This is a genomic window from Flindersiella endophytica, assembly GCF_054779015.1.
The window spans coordinates 187,578-205,982 of sequence record NZ_BAAGYY010000041.1 but is presented as its reverse complement, the minus strand read 5'-3'; the positions used below and the strand labels follow the sequence as shown (position 1 = coordinate 205,982).

Sequence of the window (18,405 nt, the reverse complement as noted above, 5' to 3'; positions counted from 1 at the left end):
CTGAATGAGTGACCTCAGCCCTTGACCGCTCCGGCCATGCTGCTGAGGATGTGGCGTTGCAGAAGTACGAACACGACGAGCACCGGGATCAGCGAAAGCACCGTCCCGGCCGCCAGGCCACGCACGTCGGCGCCACTGACGCCTGACAGGTAAGCGATTCCGAGCGCGATGGGGAACTTCGCCTGGTCGTCCAGCACGATCAGCGGCCACAGGAAGCTGTTCCACACCGAGACGAAGCCGAGAATCGCCAGCACGGCAAGTGTGGGCCGCGCGATCGGGCACGCGATCGACCAGAAGATCCGCCACTCGCTGGCGCCGTCGACCCGGGCCGCCTCGACGATCTCCTCCGGGATCCCGGCGAACGTCTGCCGGAGCAGGAAGATACCCAGCGAGGACAGGATCGCCGGCAGGATCACCGCCGCGTAGCTGTCCAGCAGCCCCAGCTCGCGCATCACGAGGAACCGTGGGATCAGCATCAGCTCGCCGGGCAGGAACATCGTCGACAGGAACAGGATGAAGAAGAACTGACGGCCCCGGAACGCGATCCTGGCAAGGGGATACGCCGTCATCGCCGACACGACGAGATAGACCGGGACGATCACGCCGACATACAGCGTCGAGTTGAGCACGAAACGCCCGAACGGGATCGTCGTCCACGCCTCGCCGAACCAGTCGAGCACCGGCGGCCGCGGGATCAGGTCGGGCGGGAACGAGAACACCGGCTGGTCGCTCGGCTTGAGCGCCGTCGCCAGCAGCCACAGGAACGGCCCGGCGAACACCAGCCCGATCGTGGCCAGCAGCACGTACGTGCCGGCCGTCCGGCGGCGCTGCACCGTGAGCACCATCGCGCTCCTCACCCGTCCCGTCGCCGGCCGAGCAGCTGGTTGGCGACCGCGAGCACGACCATCACCAGCCACAGGAAGAGCCCGGCGGCACTGGCGTACCCGATGTCGTACTTCTCGAACGCCGTGTGCCAGATGTAGTACCCGAGCGTCAGCGTGCTGTCCTGCGGGCCGCCGCGGGTGAGCACGTAGACCGACTCGAACGACCTGGTCGACTCGAGCATGCCGAGCGTGAGCGTCACCGAGACGTACGGCAGGATCGCCGGCAGCGTGATGTGCCAGAGCCGGCGAAGCCGTCCGGCACCGTCGACCGCCGCGGCCTCCAGGTGCTCACGCGGTACCGCCTGCAACGCGGCCAGGTAGATCACCATGAACAGCCCGATGTTCTTCCAGCCTTCCACTGCGGCGAGCGACGGCAGCGCCCAGTGCGTGTCGAGCAGGTAGTCGATCGGCCCGGCACCGACCAGCGAGAGCAGCCAGTTGAGCACGCCCTCGCGGCTGAGCAGGAACCTCCACGCGACCGCCACGGCCACCATGCTCGTCACCACCGGCAGGTAGTAGACGGCGCGGAAGAACCGGATGCCCCGCAGCCTGCGGTTGACCAGCATCGCCAGGAACAGCGGCACGATCACCGCGAACGGCAGGAACATCGCCATGAACGCGAACGTGTTGACGACCGCGTGCTGGAACTGTGGGTCCGCGGCCAGCCGGGCGAAGTTGCGCAGGCCGACGTAGGTCACCGGCGTGACGATGCGGTACGACGACAGCGACATCTGCAGGGCGATGATCGCCGGCCAGGCGAACAGGCCGGCGAACAGCAGCAGGCCGGGGAGCAGGAACAGGTACGGCGTCCAGAATCGCTGGCCGACCGTACGGCGCGGGCCTCGACGTGGATCGCCGCGGCCCGGACGTACCGGTGCCGAGAGTCCTGTCGCTGCCATCACGGCTCCTTCGCCGCCATCACGCTGCGATGTCCAAAAGCCAGGTTTACGGTCCCACCACGAACACCATCCTCTTGCACTCCGAGCGCGTCAAGTGGAAGAACGCGCCTCAAGCAGAGAAGGGTCTTGACGAACCACAGCAAAGGCCACCACATTGAGATGTCCGTAGCCCATGTTTCGGACTATCCGGCAAGTGGAGTCGTAATGAAGCGATCCCGTTCCGCCCTGGCCGCTGTCGGCTCGATGCTGCTGGCTGCCGCCCTGCTGCTCACCGGATGCATCTCCGGCGAGCAGAAGCCACCGCCGGCGCAGGGTGGTGGTGAGAAGTTCAGCGGCGAGATCGAGTGGTGGACGATCAACCTGCAGAAGGACTACTCCGGCTACATCAACGGCCTGATCAGTGCCTACGAGAACAAGCACCCGGACGTGAAGATCCGCTGGGTGGACGTGCCGGGCCAGGACATCACAACCAAGCTGCTGGCCGCGATCGCCGGCGACAAGGTGCCGGACGCGGTGAACTTCGCCTCCACCACCACCGGCCTGTTCGCCGGTCAGATGGCGGATCTCCGCACGTACTTCGACGCGGACGAGCTCGCGGCGTACGCGCCGTCGCTCGTCAAGCCGCTCACCGACCAGCAGGGCAAGGTCGCCGCGGTGCCCTGGTACAACGGCGGCGCGGGCCTCGGCGTCTACCGCCGCTCGGTGCTGGCCAAGGCCGGCTTCGACCCGGCGAACCCGCCGAAGACCTGGGACGACGCGCTAGCCCTGGCCCAGAAGGTGAAGGACAGCGGCGGAGGCTACGGCGCCAACGTGATGGCCTACAGCCTCACCATGCAAAGCGAGGGAGTCCGGCTGATCTCCGCCGACCGCAAGCGGGCGACGTTCAACACGCCCCAGGCGGTGCAGATCCTGGAGAAGTACAAGAAGTACCTCGACAGTGGGGCGATCGCTCCCGGCGTTCTCGGCAAGGACCCGCGAGCCTACCCGCAGAACCTGTCCAACCAGCTGATCGCGTTCATGCCGTCCGACACCTCCAGCAACCTGCTCGGCCTGCAGGAGAACGCGCCCGACGTCTACGCCGACAGCGTGGTGGCCCCCGCGGTGACCGGCCCGTCAGGCACGCAGCTCATGGCCGGGCAGCAGGTGTTCGGAATCCCGTCGGGATCAAAGCACCAGGCGGCTGCCGCGGAGTGGCTGAAGTTCGTCACCTCTCCTGCGAACCAGCTGAAGTTCTGCAAGCTCGTGGCGATCTATCCCTCGACGCCTCAGACACTGAAGGACCCGTTCTTCACCGACGTCAGCGGCAGGACTCCGGCCGACCAGGCGCGCAAAGTGCTCGTCGACACGTTCCCGTCGATCGTGGACGCCTCGCTCGGCTCGGGCAACGACGAGAACCTCCGGCTCCTCTTCGACGAGCAGGTGCGGGCCTACATGTCGGGAGGCAAGTCCGCCGCCGAGGCGCTGGCGGAGGCCGAGAAGCAGTGGAACGCCGAACTGGCGAAGCCGAGCTGAGAGGCGACTCATGGGTGGAACGGGCGACGGGCTGCGGGTCGGCATCGTCGGTGCGGGTCTGATGGGACGCGGCAACGCGCTGGCCATCTCCGGCGAGCGGGACGTCGTTGTGACGGCGGTGACCAGCCGTACGCGCGCGTCGGCCGAGGCGCTCGCCGCGAGCCAGCCGCGGCCCGTCCGGGTCGCGGAGTCGCTCGACGAGCTCCTCGCCGGCGATGACGTCGATGCTGTCGTGCTCACCACGCCGGACCACCTGCACGGCGACATGATGGTCGCGGCCGCAGCGGCCGGAAAACACATCCTGGTCGAGAAACCGTTCACCACCTCAGTCGCCGAAGCCGACCGGGCGGTCGCGGCGATCCGGTCGGCTGGCGTGGTCGCGATGTGTTTGTTCAACCACCGTTGGGTTCCCGCGTACGCACAGGCCAAGGAGCTGACCGCCGATCTCGGTGAGGCGGTCGTCGGCTACGCCCGCAAGAACGACACCATCCACGTCCCCACCAAGATGCTCGGCTGGGCGGACCAGACAACGTGTGCGTGGTTCCTGTCCAGCCACGATATCGACCTGATGAACTGGCTCGTGGGCGATCGCGTGGTACGCGTCTACGCGTCGGCGCGCTGGGGCCGGTTGCGCGACCTCGGCATCGAGACGCCCGACGCCATCCAGATCCAGGCGGAGTACTCCCGCGGCGCGACCGCGACGTTCGAGTCGGCCTGGATCTATCCCGAGACGTTCCCCACGATGGTCGACTCCTACGTCACGCTCGCCTGCGAGGACGGCGTGGTGCAGCTCGACCGGCAGAAGGAGAACGTGGTGCTGGCGACGCCGCAGGCCTACTCCTATCCGCGCAACCTGCTGCAGCGCGTGCAGCACGGCATACCGGCCGGTGCGTACCGCGACGCGATCCGGCACTTCGTCGACTGCTGCCTGACCGGTGCCCGGCCGCTGGTCTCGGTGGAGAGCTCGCGCGACGTCACGGCCGTCCTGGAGGCGGCGCACGAGTCGATCCGTACCCGCCTGCCGGTGGGCGTGCTGTGAGCCTGCCAGAGCCTGCCATGAGCCTGCCATGAGCACAGCCGCGACCTCGCCGGAGAAGCCCCGGCACATCGACGAGCGGATCACCTCGATCGGACCGGCCGAGCTGCTCGACGCGTTCGGCAACCCTGCCGGCGTGCACGACCTCGCTGACTTGCGGGCATGGGTGGCACCCGGCACACGCGAAGCGCTCTGGCCGATCGGCCAATGGGCCACGGAGACTCGTGGCAGCGACGAGGCCGCGGCAGTGATCGCGGCGGCGGAGGACTTGCGGCGCCAACCGCCGGACGTGACCGGAGCCGGGCTCGGACGTTCGGCGCGCTACGGCTTCCACTACCTCGGCTGGCTCGAGCCGGCGGTCCGGGCGTGGGCGCTCACGGGCGACGATCGCTTCGTCTGGACGTTCGAGGAGCTATTCCGGGAATGGATGCGCGGCCGGGACGGGCTGATCGGCGATTGGCCGGGTCTCGACCTGATCTGGTACTCCCTCGGCACCTGGGCCCGCGCCTCGTTGCTGCTCCCCGCGTTGGACGTCCTGGCCGGCTCGCTGTCGGACGCGGCCTGGGGCGAGGTCATGAGCACGCTGATCGGCGGCGCGCGCTGGGCGTGCGACGAGCACGACACGTTCCGCAACGGCAACTGGCAACTGGTCTCGGCCGTCCACCTGCTGCACGCCGGGTCCGTCTACCCACGCCTGACCGAGGCGGAGCAGTGGAGGCGGCGCGGCCTGGAGCGGCTGGCCGAGCACCTGGACAACGACTTCTACGCCGACGGCGGGCATCACGAGCGCTCCCCCGGCTACCACGCGATGTGCCTTTCCGAGGTGCGGCTGGCGACGGCCATCGACCAGCGTTACCTCCGCACCGGCCTGGACGCGCACCCGAAGGTCGCCGCGATGCACGACTGGCTGCGCGAGCTGACCAGCCCTGCCGGCTGGGTGCCACACCTGCAGGACTCCGGGATCGTCTGGAGCGGTGCCGCCACCGAACCACGACCGTCGCGTTCGGTGTGGCTGGAGCCGAGCGGATATGCCGTCCTGCGCGCCCGCGAGCACGAGATCCGAGTCGTCGTCAACGCCGGGCCGTACGTCGGGCACGAGCTGGAGTCGCACTCGCATCGCGCGGTCCTGGACATCATCCTGGAGGGCTGGGGCCGGCCGCTGCTGTGGGAGGCGGGTGGGCCTCCGGACTACGACGACGAGCGGTACCAGTCGTGGTTCCAGGCCGGCCGCGGGCACAACACCGTGCTGGTCGACGGCCACGACGTGGGCGCCGACCGGGACGTGGCCGTCGAGCACTTCGAGGAGTCCGACGGCGAGGTCGTCCTTTCCGCCCGGGTCCGCACCGGTCGCTTCGAACACCGGCGGCGGCTGACGCTGCGCCGGTCCGAGCCGGTGCGGCTGACCGTCGACGACTGGATCGACGCGCCCGGCCGGCATACGTACGAGCTGCTCTGGCACGCGCCCGCGCCCTGGCGCTGGATGGACGGTGAGTGGCGTGCCGGGGGCGACCCGGGCGTCCGGTTGCACGTCGAGGACCTCGGCGACACGACCGTCGCGACGTCCGAGGGTTCGGCTCGGCTGCCCGATCCGGTGACCCGGACCGACGAGTACGCGCCGCTTCACACGCTCTCGCTGACTCGTTCGTACGGCCGCTTCACCACCGTCGTCACCCCGATCGCGGGGCAGCCATGACGAGCGGGCCGGAGCTGATCGACGTGCACGCGTCCGTCGGCGCGCACCCACGGGCGTACGCGAACGGCAGCACCGCCGAGGAGCTCTCGGAATCCCTGCGCCGGCTGGGGATCCGGGCCGCCGTCGTCGGTTCGACGACCGCTGTCTGGCACGATCCTGTGCACGGCAACGCCGACGCCCTGGACGCCGGACGGGTCGCGGGCCTGCACCCGTGCGTGATCGCCGTCCCACCCACGCCGGAGGAGACCGACGACACCGCGGCGCTGCTCGCCGACGCGGTCGCGGCGGGAGCCGTGGCCGCGCGGATCCATCCGGGCACGCACGACTTCGATCCGCTGGACCCGTCGATGGACGCGTTCTACGCCAAGCTTGTCGCCGACCAACTTCCGCTGACCGTCGAGCTTCCGGAGGCGGGCTGGCCTGCGATCGACCGGATCGCCGACCGCTGGCCGGAGCTTCCGGTGATCGTCTCCGCGCTCGGCTATCGTGCGTTGCGGCAGCTCGCGCCGGTCTTCCGGCGCCATCCGAACCTGCACGCCGACACGGTCAACTTCGCCACCCACGAAGGCTGGGAGTGGTTCGTCCGGCAGTTCGGCGCCGAACGGCTGCTGCTCGGGACGGGAACGCCGCTGCGCGACCCCGCTGACGTGGTCGCGCGGCTGCAGTGGTCAGGGCTGTCCGCGGCCTCGCGGCAGCTGGTCGGGCACGACAACGCCCTACGGTTGTTCGGGAGACTGGCATGAGCGCGCCGGCTGCCGATCCTCTGCTCGCGGCCATGCTCGCCGGCGAACCGCTGGCCGATGTGGATGTCGTCGACGCACACGCGCACCTCGGCCCGTACAGCCTGTTCCTGATCCCCTCCTCCGGCATCGACGCGATGGTCGGCGTGATGGACCGGACCGGCGTACGGCAGGCGGTGCTGGCCTCCAACCGCGCCATCCAGCAGGACGCGCACGCCGGCAACACCGAGGCGTTGCGCGCAGCCGACCGCTTCCCCGGCCGGATCGCCGCGTACGCCGTCGTCAACCCCTGGCAGCGGCCCGAGCGCGAACTGCACCGGCTCGAGACCGATCCGCGCTTCGCCGGCATCAAGGTGCACCCGGACCTGCACGAGTATCCGCTGACCGGCCCGCTGTACGAGCCGGTGTGGGAATGCTCCAGCCGGACCGGGCTCCCAGTGCTCACCCACACCTGGCACGGCTCGAGGTTCGACGATCCCGCCCAGGCCGGCGCGGTGCTGGACCGGCACCCCGAAGTCCGCGTCGTCCTCGGCCACAGTGGCGTGAGCCCGGCCGGCATGGCCGCTTCCCTCGAGGTCGTACGCGCACATCCGTCCGCCTACCTGGAGATCTGCGGCTCGTCGATGACCGGCGCGCTGTTGCGCTGGCTCGTCGCGGAGGCCGGCCCAGACCGGGTGTTGTTCGGTTCCGACTTCCCGTTCATCGACCAGCGCTTCTCGCTCGGGCGGGTGGCCGGGGCAGGGCTCGCGCCCGACACCGCCGCGGCCGTCCTCGGCGGCACCGCCAGGCGGTTGTTCGGCAGACTCCGTACCGGAGAGCAGAAAGGGGGCCGAGCATGACCGAGGACCACGCGCACGACCGGATGCTGCACGCGGTCGGCGAACGTTCACCGGATCTCGCGGTCGGACTGTTCGGGCCGCGGGCCGTGGTCAAGGTGATGGCCGAGGAAGGCAAGCGGATCGCGGGCCGCGGCACCAGAGGCTCGATCCAGTTCGTCAGCGCGAGCCACACCGAGCTGTCCGAGGCCGCCGAACGCTACGTACGGCTGGCCGGCCGGATCGACGCGGCAGTCTTTCCCGGGCCGATGCACTACGACCTGGCGCGGGAGGCGGGCTACCTGTCGGTGCCGGCGTCGTACGTCAAGCTCAGTGGCGCGGCGCTCTACTCCACGTTGCTGCGCGGCCGCTTGCACGACGATCTCGACATCACGCGGCTCAGCATCGACTCGCTCAGCCAGGCGGCGGTCGAGGAGTCGTACGCGGAGATCGGCGTGCCGACCGAGGGCGTGCACTGCGAGCCCTACACCGATCCGTCGTCTGCCCTGGGATTCGCCGGCTTCCACCGCCGGCTGCTGCGATCCGGTGCGGTGACGACGGCACTCACGACGATCTTCAGCGTCGAGCAGTCGCTTCGCGCCGAAGGCCTTCCGGTGCTGCGGATCCAGCCGACCCGTGCGACCGTACGCGAGGCGCTGGAGACCGCTGTCCTGCTCGGGCGTGGCACGAAGCTGGAGGACCAGCAGATCGCGATGATCGCGGTCCAGCTGCTCACCGAAGGGTCGCCGGCCGGTGCGAGCACGTACTGGCAGCAGGACGCCGCGTTGTCGGTGCACAGGATCCTGCTGGAGGAGGCGCGGACGGTCGGTGCGACCGTCGTACGGCGCGGTGACACGCGGTTCGGCATCACGACGACGTACGGCGGGCTGGACACGCTGACCTCGCATCTGCAGCACGCACCGTTCGTCACCGCCGCCCGGCGGCAGCTCGGCGTGCCGCTCGCGGTCGGGCTCGGTGCCGGGCACACGCCGCGCAACGCCGATGCGAACGCCCTTGCCGGGCTGGAATCGGCGTTGGAACGGCGGGGTGAGGTCGCGGTCTACGTCGACGAGTCCGAGGCCGAGCTCCTGCTGTCGACCGAGGCGCCCGAGGTCGTCGCGCAGCCGGCCGACGGTGATCTGGCCAGGGCAGCGGCCGTGCTGGAACGGATCCTCGCGGCGAGCCCGGGGCTGACTGATGCCCAGCCCGCGGTCGTCGACGTGGAGGAGGTCAGCGCCGCGCTCGGCGTCACCGACCGCACCGGGCGGCGGATGCTCAAGCAACTCGTGGAGGCCGGGCTGGCCTGGCCGTTGCCGCCGCAACCGTCGCCCGGTGGCGGCCGGCCTCGGCAGCGGTTCCGGCTGCTGCCCGGCCGGATGCCCGGACCACCGGAGAGCCTGTCCGGCTGAGCTCGCTCACGGCTTACAGGGAGGGGATCGGATGCCTGACCAACCTCGTCACGATCGCGCCGAGGAGATGTACGCGAGGGCGTGCCACTCGATCGCGGGCGGTGTGTCCAGCGACGCGAGGCGGGCCTCCGGGACGCCACTGTTCGTCGACCACGCGGCCGGCGCCGAACTGTGGGATGTCGACGGCAACCGGCTGATCGACTACGTGCTCGGGCAGGGGCCGAACGTACTCGGGCACGCCTCCCCTGTGGTGGCACGCGCGGTCAGTGAGCAGGTCACGCGCGGCGTCGCATACTCCGCCCAGCACGAGCTCGAAACCGTCGTGGCGGAACGGATCTGCGCGATGGTGCCGGGCGCGGAGAAGGTGCGGTTCAACACCGTCGGGTCGGAGGCGGTCCACGGGGCCTTGCGGCTGGCTCGCGGGCTCACGGGACGTCCCAAGGTGGTGAAGTTCGAGGGCAACTACCACGGCTGGCTGGATCCCGTTCTGTACAGCGTGCATCCGGACCTCGCGCTCGCCGGCCCGGCGTCGTCGCCGGCTGCCGTACCGGGGTCGGCGGGGCTGCCTCCCGACGGTGCGCGGGATCTGATCGTGCTGCCCTACAACGACCTGGAGGCCGTACGGAAGTGTTTCGCCTCCTACGGCGACGACATCGCCGCGGTGATCTGCGAGCCGTTGCTGTGCAACACCGGCGTGATCTCCCCTGTGCCCGGCTATCTGGAGGGCCTGCGGGACCTGTGCACTGCCAGCGGTTCGTTGCTGGTGTTCGACGAGATCATCACGGGCTTCCGGCTGGCGGCAGGTGGCGCGCAGGAGTTCTTCGGTGTCACGCCGGACCTCGCCGCGTTCGGCAAGGCGATGGCAGGCGGCATGCAGGTGTCGGCGATCGCCGGGCGGTCGTTCGCGATGGACGCGATCGCGGACGGCCGGGTGGCACACGCCGGCACGTTCAACTCCCAGCCCGTCGCGCTGGCCGCGGCCGCCGCCGTGCTGGAAGTGCTCGACACACAACGGGATGCCGTCTTTCCGATGATGCACGCCGTCGGGCAAGGGCTGATGGCCGGGATCCGTGCGGCCGGGAAACGGCACGGAGTCCCTTTACTGGTCGAAGGTCCTGGCGCGGTGTTCCAGGTCTACATCACCGAGCAGCCGGCCGTTCGCGACTATCGCGACTTCGCGGCATGCGACCGGGTGCGGATGACCCGGCTGCACGAGCTGTTGCTCGAACGCGGCGTCAACACCGTGCCGCGTGGCCTGTGGTTCCTGTCGGCCGCGCACACGCGGCTCCACGTCGACCAGACGCTCGCCGCGGTCGACGACGCACTCGCCTCACTCTGATCGACGAACTCACCGGGGAGGATCCTGATGTCGTTGAGAAACCTCGTCCTTCGCCTGACCACGTTGGTGTTCGCGGCTGTGGTCGCGGCCGGCGGGTCGGCCGCTGTTCCCGCGGTGGCCGCAGATCCGCTGCCGCTCACCGTTCCGTCCGTCCAGCAGGCGACGCCGGGCTCGGGAGCCGGCTACACCTGGGCAGCCGGGGCGCGGATCGTCGTCAACTCCAGCGCCGGCAGTCCGCTGGCCGCGGACGCGCGGACGTTCGCCTCCGACCTCGCCGGGCTGCTCGACGGGCCGGCGCCCGCCGTCGTCAACGGCGCGCCGGACACCGCACGACCCGGCGACATCACGCTGTCGCTGGGCAACACCGACGCGCGGCTCGGCACCGAGGGCTACGGCATGACGATCGGCCCGGTGCTGTCGATCAGCGCACCGACCGAGACCGGCGCGTTCTGGGGAACGCGCACGGTGCTGCAGCTGCTGCGGCAGCAGCGCACCCTGCCCGCGACGACGGTCGCGGACTGGCCGCGGTTCGAAGTGCGGGCCATCTCGGTGAGCTTGTACGACTTCCCGGCCGGCTGGTTCGTGAACCTCGTACGCGACATGTCGTACGTGAAGCTCAACGAGATCACGACCGGGTCGGCGTTGTCGCACCTCACCGACGCGCAGATCCGGGAGATCCAGACCGTCGCGAACCGGTACCACGTGAAGTTCGTCGGCTGGTTCAACACCACGCACTACAACCCTCCCCCGATCCCGGCAGCGTACCCGCGCCCTACCGACTCAGAGTCGCCGACCAGCAAGGGAATGTCGCTCCCAGCTCCTCGACGCTGGACATCACCAAGCCGGCCGCGGTGACGTGGGCGACCGACCAGATCGAGCGCTACATGGACCTGCAGACGGCGCCGATCTGGCACGCGGGTGGCGACGAGTATCCGATGTGGTACCTCCGCAACGACAAGGTGACGGCTTCGAACGCGCCCGACCTGTACGCGGCCGCGAAGGCGAAGTATCCATCCGAGCAGTTCCCCGCGGCCGCGCTCTACAACGAGGTGTTCAACCACGTCGACGATCTGGCCAAGGCACACGGCAAGCAGATGCGGATCTGGAACGACGACCTCGTTCCGACGACGGCCGCGAAACTCGACCCCGACGTGGTCGTGGACCACTGGATCAACTACGCGCCGGCTCTGAAGCCCGCGCAGCTGGCGGCGGCCGGACACCATCTGATCAACTCCAACCAGGACCACCTCTACTTCGACGAGCACAAGCCGGGCGGGAAGAACGCCACGGACACCGACCTGTGGACGACGTTCGACCCGGGTGTCTTCCACGGCGGGCTGACGATTCCGGGTGGCGCTGACAGTCCCGCGTTCGATGGCATCAAGCTCAACACCTGGCACGGCGCGATGCACGAGCCGCCGGGCCCGCTGGAGCTCGACCTGCTGGCGCTGGATCGTCCGCTGGCCGAGCGGGCCTGGACGATCGCCAAGCCGACGTCGACGATCACCGCGGCCCGTACGTTGTTCACGGCGATCGGGCGGGCGCCCGGCGTGGTGCAGACACCGGCCAGCAACGACCCCGGCGCGACGTCGTTGCCCGGCTCTCCCGCTGTCGCCTACCAGGGCTCGCAGCAGCTGTTCTTCGTCGGTGCCAACGGCGAGTTGCGCAGGCGCTACTGGAAGTCCGGACTGCCTTCTGTACAAGAGGCCGCGGTGGCGACGTCTGTTCCCGTGACAGGACGGCCGTTGGCGTACGTGTCGGGAACACAGCTGCACGTCTTCGCCCGCGGCACGAACGGCAACCTGCAGCACGCCTGGTACGAGCCGGCCACGAACACCTGGAGCCACGACGACTGGAGCGCCCGGACCGGCACGCCGGGCTCGGCACTGGCGGGCGACCCGGCCGGCTTCGCGTACGGCGCGAACCAGCACGTCTTCCTCCGCGGAACCGACGGCAAGCTCCGCCGCATCTACTGGGACGCGGGTTCGCAGCGGCTGGTGGCCGACTCGTGGGGCGGCAGCATCGCCGGCGATCCGGTCGCGTTCGTGTGGGGCAGGACCCAGAACGTCTTCGCGGTCGGCCCGGACGGTGCGTTGCACAAGTGGTGGTGGCAGCCCAGCGACCCCGGACCGGCCGGAGCACCGCGCGTCCAGCATCTCAACCTGGGTGGGAGTTTCGCGGCGTCGGCCCGGCCGGCGGGCACCGGCTACGTGGAGAACGTGCAGGACGTCGTTGTCCGCGACACCCAGAACCACCTGCGCCTGTGGTCGTACGACGAAGTGGCCGGCACCTCGACCTGGCGCGACCTGACAGCCGCGACCGGCATCTCGGCGGCTGGTAACCCTGCCGAGTTTGTCTACGGCACCTTTCCCGACGCGGAACGCCACATCTTCTTCCGCGACGCCTCGAACAACCACCTTGCCCACATCGCGATCCGCCCCAACGGCACGTTGCTGGCCGACGACTGGACCACCTCGGCGGTCGGCACCCCGGACACAGCCGTGGGCGATCCGGCCGGGTTTGTTTTCGGCGGCAACTCCAGACACGTCTTCGCCACCAACCCCGCGGGGGCGACGCACCACTGGTGGTGGCAGTCGGCCGACCAGACCATCCGGCAGGACACCTGGTCGTCCTGAAAAGTCGTCCTGAAAAGGTGTCGCGCTTTTGCAGGTTCGCGTCGCATCAATCCATCAAGCGTTGTAGTACGGTTCCCGCTCCGATCAAAGATGATCAAGAAAGGGAACGTCATGCGACGTACTGTTGTGCTGCTCGTGGCTGTCGCCTTCGCGCTGGCCGGCCTCACGAGCTGCGCGGGTGGGGACGACAAGTACTGCGGCCTGCTCGAGCAGGCCGACAAGGACAAGACGCTGTCGGGCACGGCCAACATGGAAGACCCCAAGGTCGTGGACAAGGTGATCGCCAAGTTCAAGGAGATCGGCGACGCCGCTCCCGGCGACATCGAGGACGAGTGGAAGTCCGTGAACGACGGGATGGCGATGGTCAAGGACCCCGCCAAGGTCGACCCGAAGGAAGCCGAGCGGCTCGGCAAGGACATGGAGACCGCCCTCGAGACCCTCGAGAAGGACGCCAAGGACCGCTGCGGCGTCGACCTGAGCTGAGCGCCGCCCCCTAGCCCGACGCGTCGTCGAGCCGGTCCTGGTATTGGCCCTGGTGTTGCCAGGCACCCGGACCGGCTCGACTAGGCTCGCGGACATGCCGGACACGCAGTACGAAGACCTACTCCGCCACGTCCTGGACACGGGTAGCCACAAGCAGGACCGCACCGGCACGGGCACGCGGTCGATCTTCGGTCACCAGTTGCGCTATCGGCTCTCCGACGGCTTCCCGCTGATCACCACGAAGAAGGTGCACTTCCGTTCGATCGCGTACGAGCTGCTGTGGTTCCTGCGCGGCGACTCCAACGTCGGCTGGCTGCGAGACAACGGCGTCACGATCTGGGACGAGTGGGCGGCGCCGGACGGCGATCTCGGGCCGATCTACGGCGTACAGTGGCGGTCGTGGCCGACGCCGGACGGCGGGCACATCGACCAGATCAGCGAGGTGCTGCGCACGCTGCGCGACAACCCCGACTCCCGCCGGATCATCGTGTCGGCCTGGAACGTCGCCGACATCCCGCGGATGGCTTTGCCGCCGTGCCACGCGTTCTTCCAGTTCTACGTCGCCGACGGCGCGCTGTCCTGCCAGCTGTACCAGCGCAGTGCGGACCTGTTCCTCGGCGTACCGTTCAACATCGCCAGCTACGCGCTGCTGACCCACATGATCGCTGCGCAAGCCGGGCTTGACGTGGGTGATTTCGTCTGGACCGGAGGCGACTGCCACATCTACGACAACCACATCGACCAGGTCCGCGTGCAGCTCGCCCGCGAGGCGCGGCCGTTCCCCACGCTGGGCCTGAAGCCTGCCGACAGCCTGTTCGGCTACACCTACGAGCACATCACCCTCGACGGCTACGACCCGCACCCCGGCATCAAGGCCCCGGTGGCGGTGTGACCGGTGTGATCCGGCCCAGGATCGGAGTCGAGTGGGCGCAGTCGTCCAACGGCGTCATCGGCCGCGACGGCACGCTGCCGTGGCACCTGCCGGAGGACATGAAGCACTTCCGTACCCTCACCGCGGGCGCGACCGTGCTGATGGGCCGGCACACCTGGGAGTCGCTGCCACCGCGGTTCCGCCCGCTGCCGGGCAGGCGCAACCTCGTCTTGTCGCGCACACCGCAGCCGGACGTCGAGACCTTCCCCGACCTGCCGTCGGCCCTCGCCGCGGTCACCGGAGACGTCTGGGTGATGGGCGGCGCGGAGGTGTACCGGGCGGCTCTGCCGTTCGCCGACCGGATCGTGGTCACCGAGATCCGGGAGCCCTTCGAGGGCGACACCTACGCACCGGACATCGGGCGACCACCGGACTCCGTCGGCGACTGGCAGCAGTCGACGACCGGCCTGCACTACCGCTTCCTGACCTGGGACATGGCCCGGTTCACCACGCCGTGAAGCGTTGCGCGAACCGCTGCCCGAGCCGGTCGCAGGCGAAGACCGGCTCGGGCGGCAGTTCGTACGGTCGGCTTCAGCGCTCCGTTCGAAGCGGGCGAGGTCGTCCCACGGCCAGCGAGCCGGCCAGCACCAGCGCGATGCACAGCCAGGCGAACCAGTCTCCGAACCGCGCGTAGGGCGTGAGAGCGGGATCGGCAGGCAGATCGGCGACGATGGACGCGGTGGACGTGACGGTGGCACGCTGTTCGGCGACCACTCTGCCCCTGGCATCGCTGATGGTGAGCGAGCCGAGCTGGGCGGCCCGGACGACGCCCAGGCCGTACTCCACGCCGCGGGTGACGGCCATCCGGCTGTGCAGCCAGGCATCGCGTTCGAAGTCGAGCGCGGGCACGAGGAGCAGCCGGGCACCGTCACGGCGGTAGGCGCGGATGAGGTCGGCCTTCTCCAGGTCGAAGCAGACCGCGAGCGCCCACCGCCGTCCGGGCACCAGGACTCGCCGATCACCTGGTTCCAGATCGTCCTCGAGTCCCGGGATCAGGAGGTGCTTGGCGTACACCGCGCCCGAGGGCAGGTCGATCGCGGCGTTCACCGACGTGCCGTTCCGGGCGAGGACGAGCCCGGCGACCACGTGGATGCCGCGCTCGCGCGCGACCATGCCGAGCGGGCCGGTGAGCAACGGAAGGGTTTTCTCGTTCGCCCGAAGGGACTTCTCCGGGAGTACGACGACCTGGGCGCCCGAGTCGGCCAGCCGCCCGATCTCGCGTACCAACTCGGCGATGACGATCCGGCCGGCCGGCGTGTCCACCGGCAGGTACTCCGGAGGCTGAGTGACCGCGAGGGCAGCCACCCGTACCCGCTCCCCTTCTCCTGTCGACCCGGCCGACGCCCAGGCGCCGTACCCCATCACGAGGGTGGCGACGATCAGTACAGCGATGCCGAGGCGTACCCGGACCCGGCCGGCGGCACCCGGTGCGGCGACGGCGGCGATCGCGGCCGGGACGCCGAGCGCGACGAACGTGACGCCCCAGTGACCGGTCAGCGCGCTCAGCTGGAGCAGCGCCCGCGCGTCGGCCTGGGTGTAGGCGATGCTCCACCACGTCCCGAACGGCGTCGCCAGCGAGACGACGTACTCCAGCGCGACCCAGCCGGCCGGCAGGACCAGCGCCGCGGAGACGTACCGCCCACGGCGCAGCAGCGCCCGGGTCACGGCGACCAGTCCCGCGAACACCAGCGCCGAGCCGGCCAGCAGCCCGACGGCAACGGGGACAGGCTGCTCGAGCGTCGCCGTGTAGTACGCCCACAGGTCGATGCCGCCGAGCAGCCAGGCCAGGAACGCCGCGACGACCGCGGTCGTGGCGTTCACCCGTGGCGCCAGCAGGAGTACGGGCAGCGGCGCGAGCAGCAGCAGCCCCGGCACCGGGTGCAGGCCCATGCCGCCGTACCGGAGCAGGAGAGCCGAAACGGCAACTGCGCCGCAGGCCCAGAGAACGCGTCTCATCGCAAGGAGCTCCTTCGAAGCATCGGAGAACGGACGCTCCGATGCTGACCGCCCCGAGGTGCTCCGCGGATCGCCGAAACCGGTGAACCTGTCCTGGTCCTTACGAGCGGTCGATGTCGACGAGACCGGACTCGTAGGCGAAGACGACCGCCTGCACCCGGTCGCGGAGCCGCAGCTTGGTCAGCACGTTGCTCAGATGGGTCTTGACCGTGTGCTCCGACAGCACCAACGCGTCGGCTATCTCGGCGTTCGACAGCCCACGGGCCAGCTGGCCGAGCGTGTCGCGTTCCCGTTCGGTCAGCTCGTTCAACCGGCCGGCCAGCTCCGGGCGGGGCGTCCGGCGCCGGCTGGTCATGTCCGCGATCAGCCGGCGGGTCACCGACGGCGCCAGCAGCGAGTCACCGGCGGCGACCACCCGGATCGCGTGGGCGAGCTCCTCGCGCCTGATGTCCTTGAGCAGGAAGCCGCTGGCGCCAGCGTGGAGCGCGTCGTAGACGTACTCGTCGAGGTCGAACATGGTCAGCACGACCACCTTCGCCTCGGTGCTCGCGCAGATCCGCTCGGCGGCGCGTACCCCGTCGAGCCGGGGCATCTGGACGTCCAGCAACACCACGTCGGGGGCGAGCTCCTCGGCCAGGCGGATCGCCTCGAGCCCGTCGGCGGCCTCGCCGACCACGGCGATGTCCGGCTGCGCGTCGAGGATCATCGCGAAGCCGGCGCGGAACAGGTCCTGGTCGTCGACGACGAGGACGCGAATCACGTCATCCTTGTTGTTCAACGAGTGCCCTCCCCTGCGATCGGCACCGCGATCGGCACCGCGATCGGTATGGTGAGCGTCACCACGAACCCGCGCCGGTCCTCACCGAGTCCGGTACGAAGCGTGCCGCCGCAGGTCGCCGCGCGTTCACGCATCCCGATCAGCCCGAAGCCGTTGCCGGCCGCCTGGCCCGCAGGTCCGCGCCCGTCGTCGACGACCTCGACGGTGAGTGCGGAGTCCGACCAGCTCAGCGACACGCCTACGTTCGTCGCCGCCGCATGTCTCAGCGTGTTGCTCAGCGCCTCCTGCACCACGCGGTACGCCGTCACGGCCACCTCCGCGCGGACCGGCCGCGGCTCGCCGTACTCCGTCAACGTCGTACACAGTCCCGCGCGTTCGGTGCGCGCGAGCAGGTCCGGCAAGGAGTCCAGCCCTGGCTGGTGGGTGGACGAGTCGTCGCCGGAACGCAACGTGACGAGCAGCCTGCGCAGCTGCGCGATGGTCTCGCGTCCGGTGTCGGCGATCACATCGAGGGCGGCCTCCGTACGGGCGGAGTCGCGGCGCACGACGGCGGCACCGGCCTCGGCCTGTACGGTCATGAGCCCGACCGAGTGCGTCACGATGTCGTGCATGTCCCGCGCGAGCCGGATCCGCTCCCGGTCGACGGCGGCGGCACGTTCGTCCTCCAGCCGCCGCGCGCGTTCCCGCAGCGCGTCGATCTCCGAACGCCTCGCGCGCACTCCGGTGCCGATCGCCCAGGCCGTCACGAACGACATCGCCGCGAAACCGTAGCCTTCGAGGCCTTCGGCGGGAATCAGCAGCGAGATCAGGACCCCGGCACCGCCGAACACGACCGTGAGCCGGCGCCACCGCGGCGTGCAGTTGGCCGCGATCGTGTAAGCGCAGACCAACGTGCCGTAGGGCAGCTCGATCGGAAGCGGCGGCTGAACGGACAGGAGCGCGGTGATCGCCACGCCGACGACGATCCCCACCGGGATCGGCGCCCGCCTCCGCCACAGCAGCGGAACCGAGGCGAGTACGGCGAGCATCACGATCCACCACGGCCGCGGCGGCAGGAGCACAGGCAACACCGTCGCCACCGTGACGGCAGCGGTCAGCACCACATCAACCACGAACGGCGAGAGCGGCAGCCGCCGCAGCCGTTGTGTCGCGCGCGAGAACAGGGCAGTCATCGTCACCCGAGTATCCAGGCTGCCCTGCCGGAACCGCATCCCTCGTCCGGACCAGGTGCCCCTCACTCGTTCGGCCCACCCGCGAGAGGGGCTTGCAGGGGACGGTCTCGGCCGGATCCGAC

The 18,405-nt window shown here is 69.7% G+C and carries 17 protein-coding genes; 12 read left to right on the top strand and 5 right to left on the bottom strand.

Translation table 11 applies throughout. The annotated features are described in order from the left end of the window. Positions 1–14: 14 nt before the first annotated feature. Together ACYVF6_RS41875 and ACYVF6_RS41870 are read right to left on the bottom strand one after the other, a co-directional pair. Complete coding sequence (locus tag ACYVF6_RS41875) at positions 15–845, bottom strand: carbohydrate ABC transporter permease (RefSeq protein ID WP_460531079.1); 831 nt, start codon at positions 843–845, stop codon at positions 15–17. Positions 846–853: 8 nt separating this feature from the next. Beyond that, complete coding sequence (locus ACYVF6_RS41870; RefSeq protein WP_460531076.1) at positions 854–1,783, bottom strand: carbohydrate ABC transporter permease; 930 nt, start codon at positions 1,781–1,783, stop codon at positions 854–856. A gap of 204 nt (positions 1,784–1,987) precedes the next feature. Between ACYVF6_RS41870 and ACYVF6_RS41865 the strand changes: the two genes are divergently transcribed. The 12 genes from ACYVF6_RS41865 to ACYVF6_RS41810 all read left to right on the top strand — a co-directional run bounded on the left by ACYVF6_RS41865 (position 1,988) and on the right by ACYVF6_RS41810 (position 14,835). Continuing rightward, entirely contained in the window at positions 1,988–3,295 is a 1,308-nt protein-coding gene (locus ACYVF6_RS41865; protein ID WP_460531073.1) for an ABC transporter substrate-binding protein, read from the top strand. Between the two features lie 10 nt (positions 3,296–3,305). Beyond that, a complete protein-coding gene (locus ACYVF6_RS41860; RefSeq protein WP_460531070.1) occupies positions 3,306–4,334 on the top strand; it encodes a Gfo/Idh/MocA family protein in 1,029 nt (342 codons plus the stop codon). Positions 4,335–4,362: 28 nt separating this feature from the next. Next, complete coding sequence (locus ACYVF6_RS41855; protein WP_460531067.1) at positions 4,363–6,024, top strand: heparinase II/III family protein; 1,662 nt, start codon at positions 4,363–4,365, stop codon at positions 6,022–6,024. Beyond that, positions 6,021–6,767, top strand: a complete 747-nt coding sequence (locus ACYVF6_RS41850) for an amidohydrolase family protein (protein WP_460531064.1) — start codon at positions 6,021–6,023, stop codon at positions 6,765–6,767. Before ACYVF6_RS41855 ends, ACYVF6_RS41850 begins: the two co-directional genes overlap by 4 nt. After that, positions 6,764–7,603, top strand: a complete 840-nt coding sequence (locus tag ACYVF6_RS41845) for an amidohydrolase family protein (protein ID WP_460531061.1) — start codon at positions 6,764–6,766, stop codon at positions 7,601–7,603. Before ACYVF6_RS41850 ends, ACYVF6_RS41845 begins: the two co-directional genes overlap by 4 nt. Then, positions 7,600–8,988, top strand: a complete 1,389-nt coding sequence (locus tag ACYVF6_RS41840; RefSeq protein WP_460531058.1) for a hypothetical protein — start codon at positions 7,600–7,602, stop codon at positions 8,986–8,988. Before ACYVF6_RS41845 ends, ACYVF6_RS41840 begins: the two co-directional genes overlap by 4 nt. Before the next feature lie 31 nt (positions 8,989–9,019). Beyond that, complete coding sequence (locus ACYVF6_RS41835; protein WP_460531055.1) at positions 9,020–10,327, top strand: aspartate aminotransferase family protein; 1,308 nt, start codon at positions 9,020–9,022, stop codon at positions 10,325–10,327. A 27-nt stretch (positions 10,328–10,354) separates the two neighbouring features. Beyond that, complete coding sequence (locus ACYVF6_RS41830; protein ID WP_460531052.1) at positions 10,355–11,182, top strand: beta-N-acetylhexosaminidase family protein; 828 nt, start codon at positions 10,355–10,357, stop codon at positions 11,180–11,182. Beyond that, the gene (locus tag ACYVF6_RS41825; RefSeq protein WP_460531049.1) at positions 11,179–12,963 is read left to right on the top strand and encodes a family 20 glycosylhydrolase; all 1,785 of its coding nucleotides are present in this window, start codon (positions 11,179–11,181) and stop codon (positions 12,961–12,963) included. Before ACYVF6_RS41830 ends, ACYVF6_RS41825 begins: the two co-directional genes overlap by 4 nt. A gap of 111 nt (positions 12,964–13,074) precedes the next feature. After that, complete coding sequence (locus ACYVF6_RS41820) at positions 13,075–13,446, top strand: hypothetical protein (protein ID WP_460531046.1); 372 nt, start codon at positions 13,075–13,077, stop codon at positions 13,444–13,446. Between the two features lie 94 nt (positions 13,447–13,540). After that, on the top strand, positions 13,541–14,338 hold the full coding sequence (locus ACYVF6_RS41815) for a thymidylate synthase (protein WP_460531043.1): 798 nt from the start codon (positions 13,541–13,543) through the stop codon (positions 14,336–14,338). Continuing rightward, the gene (locus ACYVF6_RS41810) at positions 14,335–14,835 is read left to right on the top strand and encodes a dihydrofolate reductase (protein WP_460531040.1); all 501 of its coding nucleotides are present in this window, start codon (positions 14,335–14,337) and stop codon (positions 14,833–14,835) included. Before ACYVF6_RS41815 ends, ACYVF6_RS41810 begins: the two co-directional genes overlap by 4 nt. A 73-nt stretch (positions 14,836–14,908) precedes the next feature. On the opposite strand, the gene ACYVF6_RS41805 is transcribed toward ACYVF6_RS41810, so the two are convergent. The 3 genes from ACYVF6_RS41805 to ACYVF6_RS41795 all read right to left on the bottom strand — a co-directional run bounded on the left by ACYVF6_RS41805 (position 14,909) and on the right by ACYVF6_RS41795 (position 18,283). Continuing rightward, positions 14,909–16,333: a nitrilase-related carbon-nitrogen hydrolase gene (locus tag ACYVF6_RS41805; RefSeq protein ID WP_460531037.1), complete on the bottom strand. Its 1,425-nt coding sequence runs from the start codon at positions 16,331–16,333 to the stop codon at positions 14,909–14,911. A gap of 100 nt (positions 16,334–16,433) precedes the next feature. Next, positions 16,434–17,111, bottom strand: a complete 678-nt coding sequence (locus ACYVF6_RS41800; protein WP_460531034.1) for a transcriptional regulator — start codon at positions 17,109–17,111, stop codon at positions 16,434–16,436. Further along, positions 17,108–18,283 (bottom strand): sensor histidine kinase, encoded by a 1,176-nt coding sequence (locus ACYVF6_RS41795; protein WP_460531340.1) that lies wholly within the window; start codon positions 18,281–18,283, stop codon positions 17,108–17,110. Before ACYVF6_RS41795 ends, ACYVF6_RS41800 begins: the two co-directional genes overlap by 4 nt. Positions 18,284–18,405 lie beyond the last annotated feature (122 nt).